This window comes from Enterobacter sp. E14S (genome assembly GCF_055666685.1).
In genome coordinates this window covers 253,396-277,038 of record NZ_JBVODQ010000003.1, presented here as the reverse complement: position 1 = coordinate 277,038, position 23,643 = coordinate 253,396, and the positions used below count along the sequence as shown (strand labels likewise).

Below are 23,643 nucleotides of genomic sequence, written 5' to 3'. Positions count from 1 at the left end.
GCAATCGACATGACCGAGATGAGTAATCCGCTCTGTACCAGCACCTGGGCGAAAGAGAACGGGGTCCTGTTCTATAACGACGAGGTTTATATTCGCGAGGATGCGCAGGCTTACGCCCTGCTGGAGATGCGCCGCGTGCTGGGGCGCTCCTATGCCCCGACGATCTTGACGGCGGAAGCGTTTGACGAACTGCTGACCAACATCTGGCAGCAGAACAGCGGCGTCTCGCAGCAGCTGGTGGACGACATGGACGCCGATATTGACCTGATGGCGTTAACCGAGGAGATCCCTGACAACGAAGATCTGCTGGATAATGACGAGAACTCGCCGGTGATCCGCCTGATCAACGCCATTATGGGTGAAGCGGTGAAAGAGGGGGCCTCCGATATTCACATCGAGACCTTTGAGCGCACCCTGAGCATTCGTTTTCGCGTTGACGGCGTGCTGCGTCCGGTGCTGCAGCCGGCGCGCAAGCTCGCGCCGCTGCTGGTGTCGCGTATCAAAGTGATGTCCAAACTGGACATCGCCGAAAAACGTCTTCCCCAGGACGGTCGTATCTCGCTGCGCATTGGTCGTAAGGCCATTGACGTGCGTGTCTCCACTATTCCGTCTCAGTACGGCGAACGCGTGGTGATGCGTCTGCTGGACAAAAGCAACCTTAAGCCGGACATCAACAAGCTCGGTCTGATTGACGAAGAGCTGGTGAAGTTAAAGGGACTGATTGAACGTCCGCACGGCATCATCCTGGTGACCGGCCCGACCGGTTCGGGGAAAAGTACCACCCTGTACGCGCTGCTGTCGGCGCTTAACGGCCATGAACGCAACATTCTGACCGTGGAAGATCCGATCGAGTATGAACTTGAAGGGGTAGGACAGACCCAGGTCAACCCGCGCGTGGACATGACCTTTGCGCGCGGATTGCGCGCCATTCTGCGCCAGGACCCGGACGTGGTGATGATCGGGGAAATTCGTGACGGGGAAACCGCGCAAATAGCGGTACAGGCCTCGCTCACCGGACACCTGGTGATGTCCACGCTGCACACCAACAGTGCCGCGGGCGCTATTACCCGTCTGCGTGATATGGGGCTGGAGTCATTTTTAATCGGTTCGTCGCTGCTTGGCGTCATTGCCCAGCGTCTGGTGCGTCGGCTGTGTCCGCACTGTCGCACGACCAGTCCGCTGGATGACAATGAGAAAGCGCTGTTCACCTTTATGGAAACGCCGCCGAAAGCGATTTATCGCGCCGTGGGCTGTGAACAGTGTCGCCAGAGCGGCTACCAGGGACGCGCGGGCATCCATGAATTTCTGGTGGTCGACAGCGCCATGCGCCGTGCAATCCATGAAGATAAAGATGAGATGTCCATCGAAACGCAGCTTTTCAAAGAGGCCTACAGCCTGCGTGAAAACGGTCTGCTGAAGGTGATAACCGGGGTGACCTCGCTGGAAGAGGTGATGCGCGTCACCGCCGAGCGCGGGGGGGATGCGTAATGGCCTGGTATGCGTGGTCCGCGACGGACGCCGCGGGGAAAACCCAGCGCGGCAACCTGCAGGCCGAAGGGCCAAAGCAGGTGCGCCAGATGCTGCGCGAACAGAAGCTTATGCCAGTGAACATTGCGCCGACCAGCGATCCGGCGGCGGGAAAAAACGCCCGTAAAGGGGCAAAACTGTCGATTCCGGTGCTGTCTATGTTTACCCGACAGCTCGCGACGCTGGTCAATGCCGCGCTGCCGCTGGAGAGTGCGCTGAAGGCGATTGCGAAGCAGACGGAAGATAAAACCCTGGCGGCGATGGTGACCGAGATCCGCGACAAGATTGTGGAAGGTCACACGCTGTTCGACGCCTTCAGCCAGTTTCCGCGCAGCTTCGACAAGCTCTACTGCACCCTGGTGATGGCCGGTGAAAAGACCGGTCATCTCGGTGGCGTGCTGGAAAAGCTCGCAGAGTACAACGAGCAGCGCCAGAAGATGAAAAGCAAGCTCACCCAGGCGATGGTCTACCCCATCACCCTGACGGTGGTGGCGATCGCAGTGATCTCCATTCTGCTGGTCGCCGTGGTGCCGCAGGTCATCGACCAGTTCACCCACATGAAACAAGAGCTGCCGGTAACCACCCGCACGCTGATTGCGGTGAGCGACTTTTTACAGGCCTGGGGCATCGTTATTGCCTGCGGCCTGTTCGGGGCGTCGGCGAGCTTTAAATTTTGGATAAAAGTAGAAAAGAACCGGTTTGTTTACCATCGGTGGCTGTTGCTAAAGTCACCGCTGAAAAAACTGGTCTGCGCCATCAACAGCGCGCGCTACATCCGTACGCTGAGTATTTTGCAGGCCAGCAGCGTTCCGCTGCTGGAGGGGATGTACATCGCGATGGACGGGATTGAAAACCTCTATGCCCGGCAGGTGCTTGAGCAGGCGGCGGACACCGTGCGCCAGGGGGCATCCCTCTACAACGCGCTGGAACAGGCGAGAATTTTTCCACCCACCATGCTTTACATGGTGGCCTCCGGGGAGGAGAGCGGCGAGCTGGGCTCGCTGATGGATCGTGCGGCGGAAAACCAGGAATCAGCATTACAGCATCGAATTACGTTAACGCTGTCGGTATTTGAACCGGCACTGGTAGTAACTATGGCGACCGTTGTTTTATTTATCGTTCTTTCAATATTACAACCGCTTCTTCAACTTAATAATATGGTGGGTTAATCATGTCTTTGAAAAAAAATAGCCTGAAGCGTCAGGCGGGGTTCACGCTGCTCGAATTAATGGTAGTTATCGTTATTCTCGGCGTGCTGGCCAGTATGGTTGTGCCTAATTTAATGGGCAATAAAGAAAAAGCCGATATTCAGAAAGCGACCAGCGATATTGTGGCGCTGGAAGGTTCGCTGGATATGTACAAACTCGACAACCATCGCTATCCGACCACCGAGCAGGGGTTGCAGGCGCTGGTGACCAAACCTGAAATTGCGCCTATTCCGAAAGGCTACCGTGACGATGGCTATATTCGTCGCCTGCCGCAGGATCCATGGGGCAATGACTATATTCTGGTCAGCCCGGGCGAGCATGGCGCTGTCGATATTTTCTCAGCCGGTCCGGATGCAGAAGCTAATACTGCCGACGATATCAGCAACTGGTCTTTTGATAAAAAAGATAAGTAATGAATAAGCAACGTGGATTTACCCTGCTGGAAATTATCGTGGCGCTGGTGATATTCGCCCTGAGCGCCATGATGGTGGTCACTACCATTCCATCACGCAGCGGCGCAGATACATTTGGTCAGCAGCTGAAATCCCTCGTTGAATATGGTTCTGACCGTGCGGTAATGGACGGAAATATTGTCGGGCTGGTGATGACCTCGTCAGAATTTGAACTGGTGACGCAGGTTGTAAATAACGGCGAGCGCCACTGGGCACCGTTAAAGTCGGGGCGGATCGCCACCCGCGGCGAGTTTCCTGAGGAGATGCATGTCTCACTCTCATCGCGAACGCTGGCGGCCACGCTGGACGATGAACCGCAAATCATTTTTTTGCCGGACGGCGAGCTTAGCCGCTTCACGCTCAGCCTCGAAAGCCTGGATAAAAAGCAGCGCTTTCACGTGACGTCGCAGGGCTCTGTTCCCGTGATGGTGGAAAACGATGACTAAACGCAAAACCAAAGAGCAGGGGATGACCCTGCTGGAAGTGATGGTGGCGCTGGTGATTTTCTCCACCGCGGCGCTGGCGCTGATGAACTCCGTCACCCTGAACGTGCGCTTTACCCACAGCCTGTCGGAAACGCTGCAGGCCGGCTGGGTGGCGGAAAATCAGCTGGCGCAAGCGCAGCTGGCTCAGACCGATTTCCCGGACGCCGAGCAGGTGGGCACCGAAACCATGGGCGGACAAACCTGGACCTGGCATATCCAGCGGGTGAAAACCGCCGAAAATACCTTTGCCGATGAGGTACGGGTTTACAGCGAAGCAAGCGATGCGCAACCGGTGGTGGCGCTTCAGCTCGCCGAACCGGAGGTGGATCGTGAGTAAGGTGCAGCGTCAGCAGGGCTTTACCCTGCTGGAAATTATGATTGCGCTGGCCATCTTCGCGGTGATCAGCATTCTCGCCTGGCAAACTCTCGACGGCGCGATGCGCACCTCGACGGCCAGCGACGAGGCGGCGACAAAAGTGACGGCGCTTCAGCGCACGTACAACCTCCTCTCGCGTGACTTTTATCAGCAACAGGCGCGCGCGCCGCGCAACAGCGGCGAGGTGTTCGTCCAGCAGCAGAATGGTGTGGAAATGACAACCCTGAACGGCATCAGCGGCCAGGTGCAGCTGGAGCGGGTGCGCTGGACGTTAAAGGACAAGCGCCTGTGGCGCAACGTCTGGGCTGCTATCGACGGTCCCGCCAGCGCGCAGCCGGAAGAAGTGCCGATTCTGAGCGATGTGAAAGAGATGAAATGGCGCTTCTGGCACGAAGGCTGGCAGGAAAAATGGACCGACATCGCCCATCAGCCTGACGGCGTTGAGCTGAATCTGACCATGGAAAGCGGCGAAACCTGGCGCTGGGTTTTTATCACTCCCGGCGATATGCCTGAGCTCCAGACCGCGCCAAAAGAGACGAATGCGGACCCGGCACAGCCGGCTGCGGAGAATGCGGCCCAGCCCGTAACAACCCCGCAGCCCGATACGGCAGTAGAGCCAGGAGTGAGTTCATGAGCGGCAAAACAGCGCGAAAAGAGCGTGGCGTGGCGCTGCTGGTGGTGCTGATCCTGCTGGTGATGATGTCCGCCCTGGCGGCGAAAATCAGTCAGCAGTTCTGCCGCCACCTGCAAAAAACGCATTATCAGGTCAGCCAGCAGACGCTGCGCTGGGCCATTGCCCGTCAACAGAAGGTGCTGGAAAACGTATTGCAGAAAGCGGCCAGTTCAGAAGGGGCGGGGCTGTCGCCGCAGGGTGACTGGGCGCAGCCGCTGAAAACCCAGGGGGATAATTACACCGTGGTGAGTCAGGTGGAGGATGCCCGGACCTGCTTTAACGTCAATAGTCTGCTGGCCGGTGACGCGGCGCCAGCGGCCCCGGCCGACCCAACTGCGCTGCCGGAAAAACCGGTCAAAGAGCAGATTATCGAACAACTGCTGACAGAAAGTGGCGTCGGTACGCTGGCGGCAGAAGAGATTTACCAGCAGCTGGTGGATTATCTTGACGCCGACGACGTGACGGCGAAACAGGGCCAGGAGGCCGATGGCTGGGCGAGCGTGACGCCCGCCCGCGGTCCGGCGAATCAAATGATGCGCGCCATCAACGAAATCAGACTGCTGCCCGCCTTTCCGCAGGCTGCGTGGCCGAAGGTCGGCAAGCTGCTGTGCGCCTTGCCGGATACGGATGGCACCATAAATGTCAATACCTTAACACGCGAACAGGCGCCGCTGCTGGCGGCGGTTTTTACCGGCGTGCTAAACACGGACGACGCTGCCCGCCTGATCGATTCACGCCCGGAGGAGGGGTGGGCGTCGCTGGAGGCATTCAGCAAAGTGCTGGAGAGCAACTATCCGCAGACCAAAGATATCCTGGCGCAGATTCAGGACAGGGTTGCGGTCAACAGTCGCTATTTTCGGGTGGAAACCACCGGCAATACCGATGATTTAACGCTGCGCGTCGTCAGCCAGCTTCACGTTGACAGTGAGGCTGGCAAGGTCGTGACCTGGCAACGCCGCTACCGAATGGTTGAATAAGATAAGTAGATGATAATGAAAAAGGTGCTTTTTATTCGTCCCGACACCCGTGAGGACGGCAAAATCTGGTGGTGTGAATCCGGTAACGATCGGGTGGAATATCTGACGGGCTGGAGCGCACTGAGCGAACTTTCCTGCCACCCGCTTTCTCAGCAGGTGTGCCTGCTGCTGCCGGCGAGCGAGACGATCTTTCGTCATTTTACCCTGCCGAAAAAAGGACTTTCCGCCCAGACGGCGCAGTTCTCATGGATGGCGGAAGAGACGCTGCTCGGCGAGGTGGAGACGCTGCACTGGACGGTGCTGAACAAAAAGGGGGCGGAAGTAGATGCCGTGGCCATCGACGCTGAACGTCTTCGCCACTGGCTGGAGCTGTTCGCTCAGGCGGGGCTCGCGGTGGCTCAGGCGCTGCCGGATGCCTGGCTGCTGCCGGTGAGCGAAGGGGGCACGACGCTGGTGAGCCTGGAGGAGAGCTACTGGCTGCGTTTTTCCCCCGGCAGCGCTGGCGAAGCCGATACGGTCCTGCTGCCGCTGCTGTTGAATAAATGCCGGGCGGGTGAGGTGTGCTGCTACGGCGATGCGCCGCAGGAGGTACAGGTGGATGAACGGCTGGCGTGGCAGCATCCGCTGGTGCTGATCCAGCCCCAGTGGCAGAGCTGTCGTATCAACATGCTGCACGGGGAGTTTTCCGGGCGCAGCGCCAGCGGTCCGCGTTTTCGCCACGCGAAAAAGGCCCTCGCGGCGGCGGCGCTGCTTTGCGTCGGCCTGCTGATCGGCCCCCGCGTTGGTATGGCGTGGATGCTCACTCATCAGCAAAACGAGATCCACCGGGAGATGACCACCGTCGCGCAGCACTATTTCCCGACCCTGCGCCAGACCAGCAACCTGAAATACTACGTCGGGCAAAATATCAGCAAGGCGAAGAAGGGGATCTTCCTGCAGCTCGAAGCGGTGAATCAAATCAGGCAGTCAATGCCGTCGCTGGAGATCAATAACGTGGAATATGACGAAACGCAAAATCAGCTGACGCTGAATGTGAAATCCATGGATAAACAGACCCTGCAGGATTTTGTCGCCCGCAGCGCCGAAACCTTTGAATTTACGATGCAGCCGATTTCCGGCGAGGCGCCTTATACCGCCATTATTACCGGGAGCTATAAATGAAAACGCAAATAGCCCAGCTAAAAAACCGCTGGCAACATTACAGTCCACGCGAGCGTAATTTATTTAAACTCTGCGGCGGGGCACTCTGCTGCGCGATGGTTTATTACGGCGCGATGATGCCGCTCGATACTCTGATCAAAAATAACGAGGCCGTGTTATTTAAGCAGAAGCAGACGCTGAACTGGATGCGCCAGGAAATTGATAAAAACCACCTCCAGTCCAGAATCGTCAATACCCCGAACCCGCGCAGCGTGGTGGAAGAAAGTGCCAAAGTCGTGCACGTCGCGTTGACAAACGTGCGTCAGGAAGAGCAGTCGCTAACCTTTGATGTCGAGCGCGTCAGCGTTTCTGCCCTGCAAAACTGGCTGCGTGAGATGAACGTCTCTTCCGGTATCCATCTGGAGAAACTCGCGTTAACGCCGGTGGATCGTCAGAGTGACGTGAAAGCGCACATTACGCTGAGCTGGGCGAAAAGCGCATGAACCCACTAATGCTGTTGCAGCAGGCCAATCTGCCGGGTCTGTGCGTGATGAGCGGAGCGCTGGGCGCTATCCTCGGCAGTTTCCTCGGCGTAGTGGTGGAGCGTATTCCGCCGCTGGTGATGGAAGAAGAGGGAGCAGGCAATCTGCTGTTTCCCGCCTCTCACTGCCCGGAATGCCACCACGCCCTGAGCGCGTGGGAAAATATTCCCATCATTAGCTGGTGTGCGCTGCGCGGCCGCTGCCGCCACTGCCATAGCGCGATTCCGCTGCGACTGCTGCTGGTGGAAGTCTGTAGCGCTCTCTTCTTTGCCGCCAGCGCCGCGCTGGCGCCGTCGTTTTTGGCGCTGATCGCGCTGTGGGTGTTGTGGAGTCTGCTGTTGCCGCTGGTGGTGATCGACGCGCGCCATATGCTGCTGCCGGACTGCCTGACCCAGCCGCTGCTGTGGACGGGGCTGATGTTCCATGCCCTGTTCCGTACGCTACCGCTGACCGATGCTATCTACGGCGCGGTGGCGGGATATCTGTCGCTCTGGCTGGTTTACTGGGCATTCCGCCTGCTGACCGGGCGGGAAGGATTAGGCTATGGTGATTTTAAGCTGCTGGCGGCGCTGGGCGCCTGGTGCGGCTGGCAAGCGTTGCCCTCTATTGTGCTGATCGCAGCGCTGGGGGGCATTATCATGCATTGCCTGTTAAAGCCCTTTGAGAATAAAAATAACCTTATTTCCTTTGGTCCATATATTGCTTTTTCCGGGCTGGTTGTATTTATCGCGCAAATTCCACATCTCATCTTTTAAATAATGCAGTCAAGTTTTTTTTGAAATTTTTTCATCGGGGGAATGAAAGGCGAAAATAAATTCCCCGCTGTATTCTTCTCTCCGCAATAAAACATTTGCCGAAGGTTTTATGAGTGGAGGAAGGTACAACGTAATAATAAACAGCTCTTTCGCGAACCAGAAACGTTCACGATTAATTTATCAGTAAATAACGTTTGTCCATGTTTAATGGAAAAGCATGGGTATTTAATTTCACAAATCGTATTATCAGGATCAAATAATGAAATTTCTGAAGCCTAAATATCTGGCACTCTTCGTTGCAGCGGCTGCAAGCCCGGTGTTCGCAGCCGTGCCGGGTAAAGCAACTATCGCCAGCGGTAATGATAAGTTTGCCATTGTCGAAGTTGATCAGTCTGCTTCTGCTTACAACAGCCTCGTCAAAGTCCATGATGGCGCCGATGTAAAAGTGCAGTGGGATGTCTGGAGCGGCGCGGCGCCGACTTCAGCGAAAGTGTTGCTCGACGGCAAAACCGTCTGGACCGGTGCAGGCAGCATGTCCGGCACGGCAGCATTTAAAGTGACCAAAGGCGGTCGCTATCAGGAAACGGTTGAACTCTGCAACGCCAGCGGGTGCAGCACCAGCGCCAGCAAACTGATTATCGTCGCGGATACCGACGGTAGCCATCTGCTGCCGCTCAACACCACCATGCAGGAAAATAATAAAACCCTCTCTAAGCACACCGATAAAGTGGTCGGTGCCTATTTCCCTGAGTGGGGCGTTTATGACCGTAATTTCCCGGTGGATAAAATCCCGGCGGCTAACCTTAACCACATTCTGTATGGCTTCATTCCAATCTGCGGCGGCGATGGCATCAACGACAGCCTGAAAACTATCGAAGGCGGTAACAGCTTCGAAGCGCTTAAGCGCGCCTGTGCGGGCCGTCAGGACTTCCAGGTGGCGATTCACGACCCGTGGGCCGCACTGCAGAAGCCTCAGGCTGGCGTAAGCGGCTGGGACGATCCCTACAAAGGTAACTTCGGCCAGCTGATGGCAATGAAGAAAGCCAACCCTGGCCTGAAAGTGCTGCCGTCTATCGGTGGCTGGACCCTCTCCGATCCGTTCTTCAAAATGCATGACAAAGCGATCCGCGATCGCTTCGTGGCGTCCGTTAAAGATTTCCTGAAAACCTGGAAATTCTTCGACGGTGTGGACATCGACTGGGAATTCCCGGGCGGCGGCGGTCAGAACGAAACGCTGGGCAACCCGCAGCAGGATAAAGAAACTTATACCGCACTGATGCGCGAACTGCGCGCCATGATGAATGAACTGTCAGCCGAAACCGGCCGTACCTTTGAGCTGACCTCAGCAATCGGTTCAGGCAGCGACAAAATTGAAGACGTTGATTACACCACTGCCCAGCAGTACATGGATCACATCTTCCTGATGAGCTACGACTTCTACGGCGGCTGGAGCAACACCGATCTGGGTCACCAGGCGGCACTGCGTGCGCCGGCGAACAAACCGGATACCAATTACACCACCGAAAACGGCGTCAATGCGCTGCTGGCACAGGGTGTACAGCCCGGCAAAATTGTCGTGGGGACGGCCATGTATGGTCGCGGCTGGACCGGCGTTCACGGTTACAGCAATAACAACCCGTTCACCGGCACGGCAACGGGCATGGTGAAAGGGACCTGGGAACCGGGTGTGGTTGACTATCGTCAGATCGTTAACGAGTACAAAGGTAAACCGGGCTGGGAATACAACTATGACGCTACCGCTGAAGCGCCGTATCTGTTTAACAAAACCACCGGCGATCTGATCACCTATGAGGATGCGCGTTCTGCAACGGCGAAAGGTCAGTATGTGCTGGCGAAAAACCTGGGCGGTCTGTTTGCCTGGTCTATCGACTCCGATACCGGAGACATTCTGAACGCGATGAATGAAAGCCTGACAGGCGGCGGCGCTGCGCCGGTTGATCCGGTAGTGACCAACCATGCGCCGGTGGCGACTGCCGCTGACCAGAGCGTAACCGGTCCGGCGACGGTGACCCTGGATGGCTCGGCTTCCACCGATCCGGATGGCGATGCCATCACCTACAAGTGGACGCAGATCTCTGGCCCGTCGGTGACCCTCACCAACAGCACCAAAGCGAAAGCGACCTTCAACGTTGCCGCTGTCACCAGTAACCAGACTCTGGCGTTCCGCCTGACGGTCACTGACGCGAAAGGGTTGAGCAGCACCGCTGACGTCCAGGTGGTGAACAAAGCGCCGAAAGCAAACCAGGCGCCGGTCGTGAACCAGATGGAAGCCGTGACGCTGGAAGCGGGCCAGAGCTACTCTCTGCACGCTCAGGCTAACGATCCTGATGGCGATGCGCTGACCTACTCCTGGAGCGTTCCTGCGAATATGCAGGCGACAGGTGCAGACACTGCGAACCTGAACATCACCGCGCCGGACGTGGACGCTGAATCAACGTACACGCTGACCGTGGTGGTAAGCGATGGCAAGTCCAGCGTACAGACCAACGTACAGGTGACGGTAACGCCTAAAGCGGCGGAAACGCCGTCTGACGAAGGTAACACACCTTCCGATGAAGGCAACACCCCGTCTGACGAGGGCAACACCCCATCCGATGAAGGCAACACGCCGTCTGACGAAGGTAACACCCCATCCGATGAAGGCAATACGCCGTCTGACGAAGGTTCTGCCACCAATAGCTGCGATAAGCCTGTTGACGCCAACGCCAGCAAATACGCTGCCTGGAGCGCAAGCAAGGTTTACAACGCGGGCAATACCGTCAGCTTCGACAACCTGGTCTGGAAAGCAAAATACTGGACTCAGGGCAACCAGCCGGGCTTCGGCGTGGATGCATGGGAGCTGGTCAGTCAGGTGAAATTCAACTGGCGCTCCGACGTGGTCTATAACGGCGGCGACACCACTACTTACAACGGTTACTCCTACACCGCGAAATGGTGGACGAAGGGTGATAAACCCGGTAGCAGCGATGTGTGGGTGAAAAAAGGCCCTGCGGCTGACTGCCGGTAAGTCAGTGCCATAACGATGCGGGTAAGGAACTTGCCCGCGATCACGGTCCACGTCCCGCGACGGACGTGGACCGTAAATCAGGAAACAGCGCAATAAGCGCGTAAGGAGACAATGAAAAAGAGCCGGACTGAAAATGAAAACGTTATTTTTATTGTTGCTGATAATAAGCCATAGCGTCTTTGCCAACTGCTGGGATAAAGCCGCCAGTTATTATCATGTGGATCCTTATCTGCTGTATGCCATTGCTAATGTTGAATCGGGAATGAATCCCAATGCGATTGGACAGAATAATGATGGCACGCGTGATGTCGGCCTGATGCAGATTAACAGTTCACATTTTTCCGAGCTGGAGCGAAAAGGCATTAATGAGTACCGGTTAATTACCGAACCCTGTACCTCGATTATGGTTGGCGCATCGATATTATCCGGAATGATTAAAGTTTATGGCTATAACTGGGAGGCGGTCGGCGCCTATAACGCGGGTCTGAAAAAAGAGAATTACCCGCAGCGCATGGTCTATGCCCGTAAGGTCTGGAATAAATATCAGAAATTAAAACGCAGCACCCGTAACCGTTATTATTATTGATTTTTGTTTTTTGAAGAGTACCGACTGGTGTTCTTCATAAAACGAAAACTGCTCCCGGGTTTATTTATTAAATGATTAATAAATAAACCGCGAAACAAATTTACTTTTATTGACCCTTTATAGAATTAAGAGGACCATTGACATGAACAAAAGGACATTACTCAGTGTTCTTATCGCGGGCGCATGTGTTGCACCGTTTATGGCTCAGGCAACCCAGCTGCAGGCCAGCAGCGAACCTTATACCCTTAAGGCAAGCGATCTGCAGAAGAAAGAGCAGGAGTTGACCAACTTCCCGCTGATGGCTTCAGTGAAGTCAACCATCCGCACGCTGGACAACAGCCTGGTGGAACAAATTGAGCCGGGTAAATCGACAAACCCGGAAAACGTCAAGCGCGTGGAAGGGATTATCAAGGCCAGCGACTGGGAATATCTCTTCCCACTGCGTGCGCCGGAATATACCTACAGCAACTTCCTGAAAGCGGTCGGTAAATTCCCGGCACTGTGCCAGACCTATACCGATGGTCGTAACAGCGATGCCATCTGCCGTAAGTCTCTGGCAACCATGTTCGCCCACTTCGCGCAGGAAACCGGCGGCCACGAGTCCTGGCGTCCGGAAGCCGAGTGGCGTCAGGCGCTGGTTTACGTGCGTGAGATGGGCTGGAGCGAAGGTCAGAAGGGCGGCTATAACGGCGAATGCAACCCGGATGTCTGGCAGGGGCAGACCTGGCCGTGCGGTAAAGACAAAGATGGTGATTTCGTTAGCTACTTTGGTCGCGGTGCGAAACAGCTCTCCTATAACTACAACTACGGCCCGTTCTCTGAAGCGATGTACGGCGACGTCCGCGTACTGCTGGACAAGCCTGAGCTGGTGGCGGACACCTGGCTGAACCTTGCTTCCGCGATCTTCTTCTTCGCCTACCCGCAGCCGCCAAAACCGAGCATGCTGCAGGTTATCGACGGCACCTGGCAGCCGAACGATCACGATAAGGCGAATGGTCTGGTTCCGGGCTTCGGCGTGACCACGCAGATCATCAACGGCGGCGTGGAGTGCGGTGGCCCGACTGAGATCGCCCAGTCTCAAAACCGTATCAAATACTACAAAGAGTTCGCCAACTACCTGAAGGTGCCTGTTCCGTCTAACGAAGTGCTGGGCTGCGCCAACATGAAGCAGTTCGACGAAGGCGGTGCCGGCGCGCTGAAGATCTACTGGGAACAGGACTGGGGATGGAGCGCGGATACCCCGTCAGGCCAGACCTACTCTTGCCAGCTGGTGGGTTACCAGACGCCATTCAGCGCCTTTAAAGAGGGTGACTACACCAAATGCGTGAAGCATTACTTCAACGTCAACGTGGTGGGTGAAGACGGCACTTCCGACGGCGGTAGCGTCACGCCAGCTCCGACGCCGACCCCTGTCGACCCAACGGACGAAGGCAACACCACGCCGGTGCCGGACGATAACACCCCGGCTCCGGAAGATAATACGCCAGCGCCGGTAAACCATGCGCCGGTAGCAAAAATCGCCGGTCCGGTGGGGGCGGTTGAAGCGGGTAAATCTGTTTCTCTGAACGCGTCTGGCTCGACCGACGAAGACGGTAACCACCTGACTTATACCTGGACGGCTCCGAACGGCCAGACCGTAAGCGGTGATGATAAAGCGATTATTACGTTCAATGCACCGGAAGTGGCTGCGGCGACGCAGTACCCGATCAACCTTACCGTCAGTGACGGCGAGCTGAGCAGCACTACCACCTATACGCTGAACGTACAGGCTAAGCAGACCAACGGCGGCCAGACCGGGACTTATCCGACCTGGACCTCCAAAACCAAATGGAAAGCAGGCGATATCGTTAACAACCGCGGCCAGCTGTTCCAGTGCAAACCTTATCCGTACAGCGGCTGGTGCAATAACGCGCCATCCTACTATGAGCCAGGTAAAGGGATTGCATGGCAGGACGCGTGGACTGCGCTGTAATCAGCAAAACAGCAAAATGACAAACGGCAACCTTCGGGTTGCCGTTTTTTTTCTCATCGTAAAAATGCAGGACCCGATCTACCGATGAAGCTTCCCGTGATCCCGCAGCCACGCCGCCGTACGCGTAATCCCTTCATCCAGCGTCACGATCGGTTTGTACCCAAGCTCGTTCTCCGCCCGCGAAATATCCAGCGTGAAATCAAAGTTCAGCTTCGATACGCCGTAATGCGTCAGCGCAGGCTCTTTGGCCGATTTACTGCCAAAACGCTCCATGCTGCGGGCAATCATATCCAGCATCGGGTAAGGGACTGAACGGATGCGGCAGTTGATCTGCAGCTCGTCAATTAAGCGCTGCACAATGCTGCGCAGCGTGCAGGGTTCGCCGTTCGTGATGTTGTAGGCGCGACCGGAGATCAGCTTATCGCAGTCCGGCTGGCTTGCCAGCCACATGGCGTGGACGGCGTTTTCGTAATAGGTCATATCCACCAGCGCATCGCCGCCGCGCGGCAGCAGCACGCTGCCGTAGTGGTGCATCATCTGCGCCAGACGCGGGATAAACACTTTGTCGTGCGGCCCGAACAGGCTCTGCGGACGTAAGACCGTAAAACGGGTATGCGGGTTCGACTGTGCCAGCAGGTCGATCACCTCTTCGCTGGCCGCCTTGCTGCGGGCAAACTCGCAGGCAAAGCGAGCCGGGCGGAAATCTTCCTGCACGTCACGATGGTGGTGATAGTCGAAATAGAGCGACGGTGACGAGATATGAATAAAGTTGCGCACGCCCCAGGCAACGGCCCATTCGCCCAGACGGCGGGTTGCCCGCACGTTGGCGAGATCGAAAGCTTCCTGGGTACCCCACGGGGAGGTGAAACTGGAGCAGTGCCACAGCGTGTCGATACCGGCGAGCATCACTTTCGCCTGCGAGGAGACCAGCTCCGTCAGGTCAGCATGGACGAACTCCGCGCCCATTTTTTGCAGCAGTTTTCCCATCGCTTCGTTGCGACCGGTAGCCCTGACGCTGATGCCCTTGTTGCGCAGAAATTCGACCGCATTTCGGCCTAAGCCGCTGGTCGCCCCGGTAACCAGTACCTTCATATCAATCCACTGTGTTGAAAAGAATTTCGTGCGCATTCTTTCGTGAATTACGGCGCTATGCAATGGGAAAGGTGAAAGAAAGAGAGTTTTATTTAGATCTTTTCCGTCTTTTGTTCTGCCCGTTGCGCAATCCGCTTTGCCATCCCGCGGAAGATAAACAGGTGGGCGGGGATCATCAACAGCCAGTAGAACAGACCCGGCATTCCGTGGGGATGCCACCAGGCGCGGACGTCCAGTTCACGACAATCGCCTTTGTCTTTCAGGGTAAAGCAGAGTCGGCCCAGCCCCGGGGCTTTCATGCCGAACAGCAGCGCCAGCTGTTTTTCCGGCTCGACGATGATGACCTTCCAGCTGTCGACCGCGTCGCCCACCTCAAGATACGGGCGTGCCGGGCGGCCTTTTGCCAGCCTGTGCCCCACCAGCAGATCCATTGCTCCGCGCGTTTGCCACAGGATATTGCCGAAGAAATAACCGTCTTTGCCGCCAATCTGGTTGACCACCTCCCACAGCGCGGCCAGGCTGGCGTGGGTTTTCACCGTGCAGCCCGCCTGTTTCGGGTAATAGCCGTACTCCGGCCGCCAGCGGGCAAACGCCTGAGCGTCGTAACCCCAGTCGCTGGAGTTCACCAGCTGCTCTTCTTCTTTCAGCGTATTGCGCACGGCATCGTCAAAGCGGATCAGATCCTGGGGAATGAGTGCCCGCAGTTCGCGATCGTCCGCCAGTAAATCATGTTTGAGCCCCTGGATCAGCGCTTTGGCGGTCGTCGGCGGCACGGAGGTGATCACATTCAAAAACCACACCGAAATCCAGCGGGTCGGGAAGGGAATGGGGATCAGCCAGCGGCGGCGGCCGCTGACGCGCATGAAATGTTCGAACTGCTCCTGATAGCTCAGCACTTCAGGGCCTGCCGCCTCCAGCACGCGGTGTTGCTCCGCCGGGTGTTCCAGCAGGGCCACCAGATAATGCAGCAAATTCTCCAGCGCAATCGGCGTGGTGCGCGAGCGTACCCAGCGCGGCGGCGTGAGTACGGGCAGGTTGTAGACCATATCGCGCATCACTTCGAAGGCGGCGGAGCCTGCGCCGACGATGATCCCTGCGCGCAGTTCGGTGACGGGGATATTCGCCCCGCGCAGGGTGTCAGCCGTCAGCTGGCGGGCGCGCAGGTGATCGGACTGCTCGTGTTCGGGCGCCTGGAGCGAGCTTAAAAAAATGACCTGCTTCACCGGGGTTTGCAGCAGGGCGTCGCGAACGTTCATCGCCACCTGCCGCTCGTGGGCGATGAAATCCCCGCCTTCGCCCATGCTGTGTACCAGGTAGTAAAGCGTGTCGACCCCTTGCAGCAGGGCGGGAAGTTCCTTCGGCCAGTTGAGGTCAACGCTGTGGCAGGTGACGCCAGGCAAACTGAGCTTTTGCAGGCGTTCGGTGTTGCGTGCCGCTGCCAGCACCTGGTGGCCCTGTTGGCTTAACGCCGCGGTGAGATGCTGACCGATGTACCCGCTGGCGCCGAGCACCAGAATTCGTTGCGGCACGTGATGCTCCTTATCGCTGTAAAAACGCCTGCCAGTGTTTCACCACGTCCGCCAGCTGTTCGCGGCTCACGTCGAGATGCATGACCAGGCGCACGACGGGTGAGGCGTTGATCAGCACGCCACGGGATTTCATAAATTCACCCAGCGCGGCGGCGCGGTCATCGCCCACGCGTACGAACAGCATGTTGGTGTCGTGACGCATCACGTCGGCGCCAATCTCGCGCAGCTGCGCCGCCATCCACGCGGCGTTGTCGTGATCGTCCTTCAGACGCGCCACGTTGTTTTTCAGAGCATACAGCCCGGCAGCCGCCAGAATACCCGCCTGACGCATGCCGCCGCCGGTCATTTTACGCCAGCGGTTGGCGCGCTTGATGTAGTCCGCGTTGCCCACCAGCAGGGAACCCACCGGCGTGCCCAGCCCTTTTGAGAGGCAGATGGTGAACGAGTCGCAGTATTGCGCAATCTCCTTCAGCTCGCAGCCATACTCCACGACGGCGTTAAAGATACGCGCGCCGTCAACGTGCAGGCCGAGCCCACGCTCGCGGGTGAATTCCCACGCTGCTTTCAGGTATTCGCGCGGCAGGACTTTGCCGTTGTGGGTGTTTTCGAGGCTGAGCAGCCTGGTGCGGGCGAAGTGAATATCGTCAGCTTTGATTTTCGCCGCGACTTTATCGAGCGGCAGGGAGCCGTCCGGCGCGGCGTCAATCGGCTGCGGCTGAATGCTGCCGAGCACCGCCGCGCCGCCGGCTTCGTAGAGATAGTTATGCGCGCCCTGGCCGACGATATACTCTTCCCCGCGCTCGCAGTGGCTGAGCAGTGCCACCAGGTTAGCCTGCGTACCGGTGGGCAGGAACAGGGCGGCCTCCTTGCCGCTCAGCTCTGCCGCGTAGCGCTGCAGCTCGTTGACCGTCGGGTCATCGCCGTAGACGTCGTCCCCGACCGGGGCGGCCATCATCTCTTCGAGCATGGAGCGGCTCGGGCGGGTAACGGTATCACTGCGTAAATCGATCATGGCATGTCCTTATTATTAAAAAGGCGATGCCAGATGTTTTACCTGAGCCAGTTGGTTTTTGCCAGTTCGATCACCTCGTCACCGCGACCGCTGATGATGGCGCGCAGCATATACAGGCTAAAGCCTTTGGCCTGTTCCAGCTTGATCTGCGGCGGGATCGCCAGCTCCTCTTTGGCGACGACGACATCCACCAGCACCGGACCGTCGATGGAAAACGCGCGCTGCAGGGCTTCATCCACCTCTGAGGCTTTCTCTACGCGAATACCGGTGATGCCGCAGGCCTCGGCGATGCGCGCGAAGTTGGTGTCGTGCAGCTCGGTGCCGTCCGTGAGATAGCCTCCGGCCTTCATCTCCATCGCCACGAAGCCCAGCACGCTGTTGTTAAAGACCACGATTTTCAGCGGGAGCTTCATCTGCACCACCGACAGGAAATCCCCCATCAGCATGCTGAACCCGCCGTCGCCGCACATCGCCACCACCTGACGCTCCGGGGCCGTCGCTTTTGCGCCCAGCGCCTGCGGCATGGCGTTGGCCATCGAGCCGTGGTTAAACGAGCCGAGCAGGCGGCGTTTGCCATTCATCTTCAGATAGCGTGCCGCCCAGACGGTTGGCGTGCCCACGTCGCAGGTGAAGATGGCGTCGTCGTCCGCGAAATGGCTGATCTGCTGCGCCAGATACTGCGGGTGAATGGCTTTGTCGCTCGGTTTGGCGAGGTCGTCCAGCCCCTTGCGGGCGTCGCGATAGTCGCTCAGGGCTTTATCAAGGAACTTGCGGTCCGTTTTTTCTTCCAGCAGCGGCAGCAGGGCGGCAAGCGTGGATTTGATATCGCCCACCAGCGCCATATCGACCTTGCTGTGCGCGCCGATGCTGGCCGGATTGATATCAATCTGAATGATTTTGGCATCCGTCGGGTAGAACGCGCGATACGGGAACTGGGTGCCGAGCAGGATCAGCGTGTCGGCGTTCATCATGGTGTGAAAGCCGCTGGAGAAACCGATCAGACCGGTCATCCCCACATCAAAGGGGTTGTCGTATTCCACGTGCTCTTTGCCGCGCAGGGCGTGGACGATCGGCGCTTTGAGCTTACCGGCGAACTCAAGTAATTCTTTATGCGCGCCCGCGCAGCCGCTGCCGCACATCAGGGCGATATTGCTGGAGTACCGCAGCAGCTGGGCCAGCTTTTTCAGCTCCTCTTCAGCAGGCGTCACCACCGGCTGTGGGGCATGATACCAGTGGGTGCTGGCCCCTTCCGGCGCGGCCTTGAGGGCAACATCGCCCGGGATAACAACCACAGAAACGCCGCGGTTCAGCACGGCCTTGCGCATGGCTATCGCCAGCACCTGCGGGATCTGCTCCGGGGATGAAACCAGCTCGCAATAGTGGCTGCATTCACGGAACAGCTCCTGCGGATGCGTCTCCTGAAAATAGCCGCTGCCGATTTCGGAAGAGGGGATATGGGCGGCAATCGCCAGTACCGGCACGTGGTTACGGTGACAGTCGAACAGCCCGTTGATCAGATGCAGGTTGCCGGGACCGCACGAGCCCGCACACACGGCCAGTTCCCCCGTGAGCTGTGCTTCAGCGCCTGCGGCGAAGGCGGCAACCTCTTCATGGCGGGTAGGCATCCATTCGATAGTCTTCATCTTGTTGAGGCTGTCGCTGAGTCCGTTCAGGGAATCGCCGGTTACGCCCCAGATACGTTTCACGCCAGCCTGTTCGAGCGTTTTCGCTATATATGCAGCCACGGTTTGTTTCATGGTTGTCCGTCTCCTTTTTGTGATATCGCTTACAAGCTTAGAAGAAAGTCTCCGTATTGCCCGTCGCATCCCCCCAATTAAAAGGTGCTTTTCATGCGCAATTATTCGGCATAATCTGGTGTTACCTCGGTAAAAACAGGAATTATTTCAAATGGTTAAATCATTGTTAATCGCTGTTAATGAAAAGCTATCGTGCGACGATCTTGGCAAACTCTTGTTACGACTTGCCGTCGGCGGGCTGATGCTTTTTCACGGTTTGCACAAGCTTTTTGGCGGCGTGGGCTTTATCAGCGGCATGCTGGTGGAAAAAGGGCTGCCGGGATTTATCGCCTACGGCGTCTTGGTTGGCGAAGTAGTGGCACCGATTCTGATTATTGTCGGGCTCTTTACGCGTCCTGCTGCGCTGGTGCTGGCCTTTACGATGATTGTTGCGTGGCTGATGGTGGGAATGGGGGAAACGCTCGCCCTCGATAAGGTAGGCGCATGGGCGATTGAAAGCCTGGTGTACTTCTTTATCGGCTCGCTGGCGGTCGCATTTTTAGGGGCGGGGCGGTTTGCGCTGGGTAAAGCGCCCGCGTGGCGGTAGGGTTGTTGTAGGTCGGGTAAACGCAGTGCCACCCGACAAAAAAGCCCGGTGGCGCTGACGCTTACCGGGCCTACCATAGAACGTTTACCGTTTATGCGAGGACCAGATCCCCTTGCGGATGGCATGAGCACGCCAGTACGTAACCCTCGGCAATTTCCGCGTCGGACAGCGTCATGGTGCTGGTGACGGTGTACTCCCCGGAAACAACCTTCGTCTTACAGCAGCCGCACACGCCCGCGCGGCAGGCCGCCGCTACCGGCACCTTGTTGCTTTCCAGCGCTTCCAGCAGCGTGGTCCCCACGCGGCCAAAGAAGGTCTGCGCAGGCTGCAGTTTGGTGAAGGTAATGCCGCTGGTTGCCGCTTCCGCCACCGGCGTGAAGAACTGCTCTTTGAAGAAGCGGGTCACGCCAAGCGCTTTCACCTCTTTTTCCACGATGTCCATGTACGGCGCCGGGCCGCAGGTCATCACGGTGCGGTTCGCGATATCCGGCACGCTTTGCAGCAGCTTGCGGCTCAGGCGACCGGGCACAAAGCCGTGGGTCGCGTTGTGCTCCGCCACCAGCGTCACCGGATAATCACGCCATTCCCCGGCAAAAATCACATCTTCCGGGGAACGCACGCTGAAAATCGCCTGCACGTCGGCCTGCGGACGGTTTTTTGCCAGCCAGCGGCGCATCGACATAATCGGCGTCACGCCACAGCCCGCCGCCAGCAGCAGGAATTTATCGTCTGCTTTGTCGTCACAGGTGAAATTACCCTGTGCGTCAGACAGCCAGATGTAATCCCCGCGCTTGACGTCCCGCGTCAGCCACTGCGAGCCCGCGCCGTCGTCAATGCGGCGGACGGTGAGCGTAATGTACTCGCTCACGCCCGGCGTTGAGGAGATCGTGTAGGCGCGCAGCGTATCCGCCGAATTGCGAACGCTGACCAACGCGTACTGGCCTGCACGGTACGGATAGTAGTCGTGGCACAGCAGCGACAGCGTCCACACATCCGGCGTCTCCTGATGGATGTGATGAACCTGCATCCGCCACGGACATTGTGAGGTTGGCATGGTCATGAATAACTCCTTACGCGCTCAGCAGCTGTTTCATATCATCTTCAACGTTGGTCACGGAACGCAGGCCGAATTTCTCGTTCAGCACCGCCAGCAGGTCCGGCGTCAGGAAGCCTGGCGCGGTCGGGCCGGTCACGATGTTGGTGACGCCGAGAGAGAGCAGGGTCAGCAGGATGACAATCGCTTTCTGCTCGAACCATGACAGCACCAGCGACAGCGGCAGGTCGTTCACGCCGCAGCCCAGTTTCTCCGCCAGGGTGACCGCCAGAATGATGGCCGAGTAAGCATCGTTACACTGGCCCGCATCGATCAGGCGCGGCAGACCTTCGATGTCGCCGAAGTCCAGCTTGTTGAAACGGTATTTGCCGCACGCCAGGGTCAGGATCAGGCAGTCTTCCGGCACGCTGGTGGCGAAATCGGTGAAGTAGTTACGCTCGCCGCGCGCGCCGTCGCAGCCGCCGACGAGGAAGATGTGGCGCAGCTTTTCACGGCTGACGAGATCGATCAGCGAATCAGCGGCACCCAGCAGGGTTTCACGACCGAAGCCGACGGTAATGAGGTGTGGGATTTCGCTGTACGGGAAACCCGCCATCTGCTGAGCCTGGGCGATAACCGGACCGAAATCGTCACCTTCAAGATGGCTCACGCCCGGCCAGCCGACGATGCTGCGGGTCCAGATGCGGTCATCGTACGCGCCGACGGTCGGGTCGATGATGCAGTTAGAAGTCATCACAATAGGGCCAGGGAAGCGGGCGAACTCCACCTGCTGGTTCTGCCAGCCGCTACCGTAGTTACCGATCAGATGCTTAAATTTACGCAGTTCCGGGTAGCCGTGCGCCGGGAGCATTTCGCCGTGGGTATAGACGTTAACGCCGGTGCCTTCGGTTTGCTTCAGCAGGTTGTAGAGATCTTTCAGGTCGTGACCGGAAATCAGGATGCACTTGCCTTCGGTCGCCTTGACGTTGACCTGCGTCGGCGTCGGGTGGCCGTAGGTGCTGGTTTCACCGGCGTCAAGAATGCTCATCACGCGGAAGTTCATCTGGCCGATTTCCATTGAGCATTCCAGCAGCGCGTTCATATCGGCGGGCCAGGTACCCAGCCACGCCATGATTTTGTGGTACTGGGCGTAAATCTCATTGTCGTACTGACCCAGAACGTGCGCGTGTTCCATATAGGCCGCAGCGCCTTTCAGGCCGTACAGGCACAGCAGGCGCAGGCCGAGAATGTTCTCGCCAATCGCCGCTTTGTCTTTATTCGGCGTAAATTCTGCCGCCTGACGCTGGAGCTCGCCCAGATCGTCGCTGACGAGCTGAAGTTCAGACATCGGGTTTTCCACGCGGGCGCTGGCGTCCGCCTTCAGGCACTGTGCTTTCAGCGCTTCACGCAGGGCAATCGCTTCGCGGGCATAGCCGACAATGCGCGTAGAGTCGAAGTTGACGTTGGTCAGCGTGGAGAAGAAGGCGCGCGGGGCGAAGCTGTCGACGTAATGGTCGACAATGCCGTATTCGCGGGCTTTGAACGCCCATGCGGAAAGGCCTTGCAGGGCGGCAATCAGCAGGTCCTGCAGGTCAGATGTTTCTGCGGTTTTGCCGCACATACCCTGTGCGTAAGAGCAGCCATTGCCTGCCGGGGTACGGATGGTTTGTTCACATTGCACACAAAACATAATCACACCTGTTAAAGTTATATTTGATATACATGTTTAAGGTTATGCCTGTGCCAGAACGGAGAAAAGGGCTTTCTGCTACAAAATAGAGGGAGATTGATTTAGCGCAATTTTGGCGGCAGGAAACCTACCGCCAAAGAAGTATCAGGCAGAGAAGAAGGCCATCAGGACCGGAACCAGCAGGCTTAAAATAAAGCCGTGCACGATAGCCGCGGGCACCATCTCCAGACCTCCGGAGCGCTGGAGTACCGGCAGGGTAAAGTCCATCGACGTTGCACCACACAGGCCCAGCGCGGTAGAACGACTGCGGCGAACCAGGCTCGGGATCAGCATGATGGCAATCAGCTCTCGCGCCAGATCGTTAAAGAAGGCGGCGCTGCCGATCACCGGGCCGAATGATTCGGTCAGCAGAATACCGGAGAGCGAATACCAGCCAAAACCGGACGCCATCGCCAGGCCGGTTTTCAGCGGCAGATCGAGAATAAAGGCGTTGATGACGCCCGCCACCATTGAACTGGCGACAACCATAACGGCAACCATCATCCCCCGGCGGTTCAGGACAATTTGTTTCAGCGTCATGCCATTATTTCGCAGCTGAATACCAATCAGGAACAGCAGGAAGATCAGCGTATATTCACTGGCCTCAGTCGCGTGCTGTAAAAATGCCCAACCGGTCAGCCCAAGAAGAAAACCGAGCACCACGACGCCGCATAATTTTAATGATTCAAGCGCCATTGCAATTCGTGAAGGAAGTTTTTCCTGATGATGGTGATTTTTCCACGGAATAGTGCGTTCCAGCCACAGCAGCGCGGCAATATTGCACAGCAAAATAACCACCACGGTGACGACAGAATAATGGAGGATGGAGAGTAAATTCGCCGACAGATTGTCCAGGAATGCCAGGCTAATCCCCATAAAGAAAAGAATAACGTAGACAATCCAGCTCAGGAATCGATTAATGAGCCTTAATGCGGATTCACGATGCAGCGGAATAAGATAGCCCACGATCAAGGGCAGCAAAATGATGAGGAGTCCTGAAAACATGAACAGCCGGTCCTTTTGGAGTATCGGTTAAACGCCAGTGACACTACCCAATAAAGGCTGTTCAGTAAAGCGGCAAAAGAAAGCCGGGTGGCGGCTACGCCTTACCCGGCTTGTGTCTATGTGGGGTGTGCGGCCTGTGGCCCTCACCGCGGCCCTCTCCCACGGGGAGAGGGAGGGAA

The 23,643-nt window shown here is 57.4% G+C and carries 21 protein-coding genes; 14 read left to right on the top strand and 7 right to left on the bottom strand.

What is annotated here, in order from left to right; all coding sequences use genetic code 11:
- Positions 1 to 9: 9 nt before the first annotated feature.
- The 13 genes from gspE (at position 10) to ACZ6J2_RS09390 (ending at position 13,721) form a co-directional block, all read left to right on the top strand.
- Positions 10 to 1,488, top strand: a complete 1,479-nt coding sequence (gene gspE, locus ACZ6J2_RS09450) for a type II secretion system ATPase GspE (protein ID WP_471725546.1) — start codon at positions 10 to 12, stop codon at positions 1,486 to 1,488.
- Positions 1,488 to 2,696 carry a type II secretion system inner membrane protein GspF gene (gene gspF, locus ACZ6J2_RS09445; RefSeq protein ID WP_471725544.1) on the top strand — a complete coding sequence of 403 codons (1,209 nt, stop codon included), beginning with the start codon at positions 1,488 to 1,490 and terminating at the stop codon, positions 2,694 to 2,696. Before gspE ends, gspF begins: the two co-directional genes overlap by 1 nt.
- Before the next feature lie 2 nt (positions 2,697 to 2,698).
- Positions 2,699 to 3,148: a type II secretion system major pseudopilin GspG gene (gene gspG, locus ACZ6J2_RS09440; RefSeq protein ID WP_029739462.1), complete on the top strand. Its 450-nt coding sequence runs from the start codon at positions 2,699 to 2,701 to the stop codon at positions 3,146 to 3,148.
- Complete coding sequence (gene gspH / locus ACZ6J2_RS09435) at positions 3,148 to 3,633, top strand: type II secretion system minor pseudopilin GspH (protein ID WP_202770313.1); 486 nt, start codon at positions 3,148 to 3,150, stop codon at positions 3,631 to 3,633. Before gspG ends, gspH begins: the two co-directional genes overlap by 1 nt.
- Positions 3,626 to 4,009 (top strand): type II secretion system minor pseudopilin GspI, encoded by a 384-nt coding sequence (gspI, locus tag ACZ6J2_RS09430; protein ID WP_023310955.1) that lies wholly within the window; start codon positions 3,626 to 3,628, stop codon positions 4,007 to 4,009. The genes gspH and gspI overlap by 8 nt, the downstream gene beginning before the upstream one ends.
- Complete coding sequence (gspJ, locus tag ACZ6J2_RS09425) at positions 4,002 to 4,682, top strand: type II secretion system minor pseudopilin GspJ (RefSeq protein ID WP_471725542.1); 681 nt, start codon at positions 4,002 to 4,004, stop codon at positions 4,680 to 4,682. Before gspI ends, gspJ begins: the two co-directional genes overlap by 8 nt.
- Positions 4,679 to 5,698, top strand: a complete 1,020-nt coding sequence (gene gspK / locus ACZ6J2_RS09420) for a type II secretion system minor pseudopilin GspK (RefSeq protein WP_471725540.1) — start codon at positions 4,679 to 4,681, stop codon at positions 5,696 to 5,698. Before gspJ ends, gspK begins: the two co-directional genes overlap by 4 nt.
- 15 nt (positions 5,699 to 5,713) lie before the next feature.
- Entirely contained in the window at positions 5,714 to 6,859 is a 1,146-nt protein-coding gene (gspL, locus tag ACZ6J2_RS09415) for a type II secretion system protein GspL (RefSeq protein WP_471725538.1), read from the top strand.
- A complete protein-coding gene (gspM, locus tag ACZ6J2_RS09410; RefSeq protein WP_033145062.1) occupies positions 6,856 to 7,341 on the top strand; it encodes a type II secretion system protein GspM in 486 nt (161 codons plus the stop codon). Before gspL ends, gspM begins: the two co-directional genes overlap by 4 nt.
- A complete protein-coding gene (locus tag ACZ6J2_RS09405) occupies positions 7,338 to 8,135 on the top strand; it encodes a prepilin peptidase (protein ID WP_471725536.1) in 798 nt (265 codons plus the stop codon). The genes gspM and ACZ6J2_RS09405 overlap by 4 nt, the downstream gene beginning before the upstream one ends.
- 259 nt (positions 8,136 to 8,394) lie before the next feature.
- Positions 8,395 to 11,163 carry a glycosyl hydrolase family 18 protein gene (locus ACZ6J2_RS09400; protein ID WP_471725535.1) on the top strand — a complete coding sequence of 923 codons (2,769 nt, stop codon included), beginning with the start codon at positions 8,395 to 8,397 and terminating at the stop codon, positions 11,161 to 11,163.
- 133 nt (positions 11,164 to 11,296) lie between these two features.
- Positions 11,297 to 11,749, top strand: coding sequence for a type III secretion system invasion protein IagB (iagB, locus tag ACZ6J2_RS09395; RefSeq protein ID WP_029739471.1), 453 nt, complete (start codon positions 11,297 to 11,299; stop codon positions 11,747 to 11,749).
- Between the two features lie 142 nt (positions 11,750 to 11,891).
- Positions 11,892 to 13,721 (top strand): glycoside hydrolase family 19 protein, encoded by a 1,830-nt coding sequence (locus ACZ6J2_RS09390; RefSeq protein ID WP_471725534.1) that lies wholly within the window; start codon positions 11,892 to 11,894, stop codon positions 13,719 to 13,721.
- Between the two features lie 78 nt (positions 13,722 to 13,799).
- On the opposite strand, the gene ACZ6J2_RS09385 is transcribed toward ACZ6J2_RS09390, so the two are convergent.
- From ACZ6J2_RS09385 to poxB, 4 genes are all read right to left on the bottom strand, one after another.
- Positions 13,800 to 14,813 (bottom strand): NAD-dependent epimerase/dehydratase family protein, encoded by a 1,014-nt coding sequence (locus ACZ6J2_RS09385; RefSeq protein WP_471725533.1) that lies wholly within the window; start codon positions 14,811 to 14,813, stop codon positions 13,800 to 13,802.
- A 92-nt stretch (positions 14,814 to 14,905) separates the two neighbouring features.
- Complete coding sequence (locus ACZ6J2_RS09380) at positions 14,906 to 16,342, bottom strand: SDR family oxidoreductase (RefSeq protein WP_471725532.1); 1,437 nt, start codon at positions 16,340 to 16,342, stop codon at positions 14,906 to 14,908.
- Positions 16,343 to 16,352: 10 nt separating this feature from the next.
- On the bottom strand, positions 16,353 to 17,354 hold the full coding sequence (gene ltaE, locus ACZ6J2_RS09375; RefSeq protein ID WP_471725531.1) for a low-specificity L-threonine aldolase: 1,002 nt from the start codon (positions 17,352 to 17,354) through the stop codon (positions 16,353 to 16,355).
- A gap of 38 nt (positions 17,355 to 17,392) precedes the next feature.
- Complete coding sequence (poxB, locus tag ACZ6J2_RS09370; protein ID WP_023310968.1) at positions 17,393 to 19,111, bottom strand: ubiquinone-dependent pyruvate dehydrogenase; 1,719 nt, start codon at positions 19,109 to 19,111, stop codon at positions 17,393 to 17,395.
- Positions 19,112 to 19,262: 151 nt separating this feature from the next.
- Here poxB and ACZ6J2_RS09365 point away from each other — a divergent pair, with 151 nt between their 5' ends.
- Positions 19,263 to 19,697 carry a DoxX family protein gene (locus ACZ6J2_RS09365; RefSeq protein ID WP_033145069.1) on the top strand — a complete coding sequence of 145 codons (435 nt, stop codon included), beginning with the start codon at positions 19,263 to 19,265 and terminating at the stop codon, positions 19,695 to 19,697.
- Positions 19,698 to 19,788: 91 nt separating this feature from the next.
- Here the strand turns inward: ACZ6J2_RS09365 and hcr are convergent, their stop codons facing one another.
- From hcr to ACZ6J2_RS09350, 3 genes are all read right to left on the bottom strand, one after another.
- Positions 19,789 to 20,757 (bottom strand): NADH oxidoreductase, encoded by a 969-nt coding sequence (gene hcr, locus ACZ6J2_RS09360; RefSeq protein WP_471725529.1) that lies wholly within the window; start codon positions 20,755 to 20,757, stop codon positions 19,789 to 19,791.
- 10 nt (positions 20,758 to 20,767) lie between these two features.
- Positions 20,768 to 22,420 (bottom strand): hydroxylamine reductase, encoded by a 1,653-nt coding sequence (hcp, locus tag ACZ6J2_RS09355; protein ID WP_471725528.1) that lies wholly within the window; start codon positions 22,418 to 22,420, stop codon positions 20,768 to 20,770.
- A 144-nt stretch (positions 22,421 to 22,564) separates the two neighbouring features.
- Positions 22,565 to 23,464 carry a LysO family transporter gene (locus ACZ6J2_RS09350; RefSeq protein WP_033145072.1) on the bottom strand — a complete coding sequence of 300 codons (900 nt, stop codon included), beginning with the start codon at positions 23,462 to 23,464 and terminating at the stop codon, positions 22,565 to 22,567.
- Between the last annotated feature and the right edge of the window lie 179 nt (positions 23,465 to 23,643).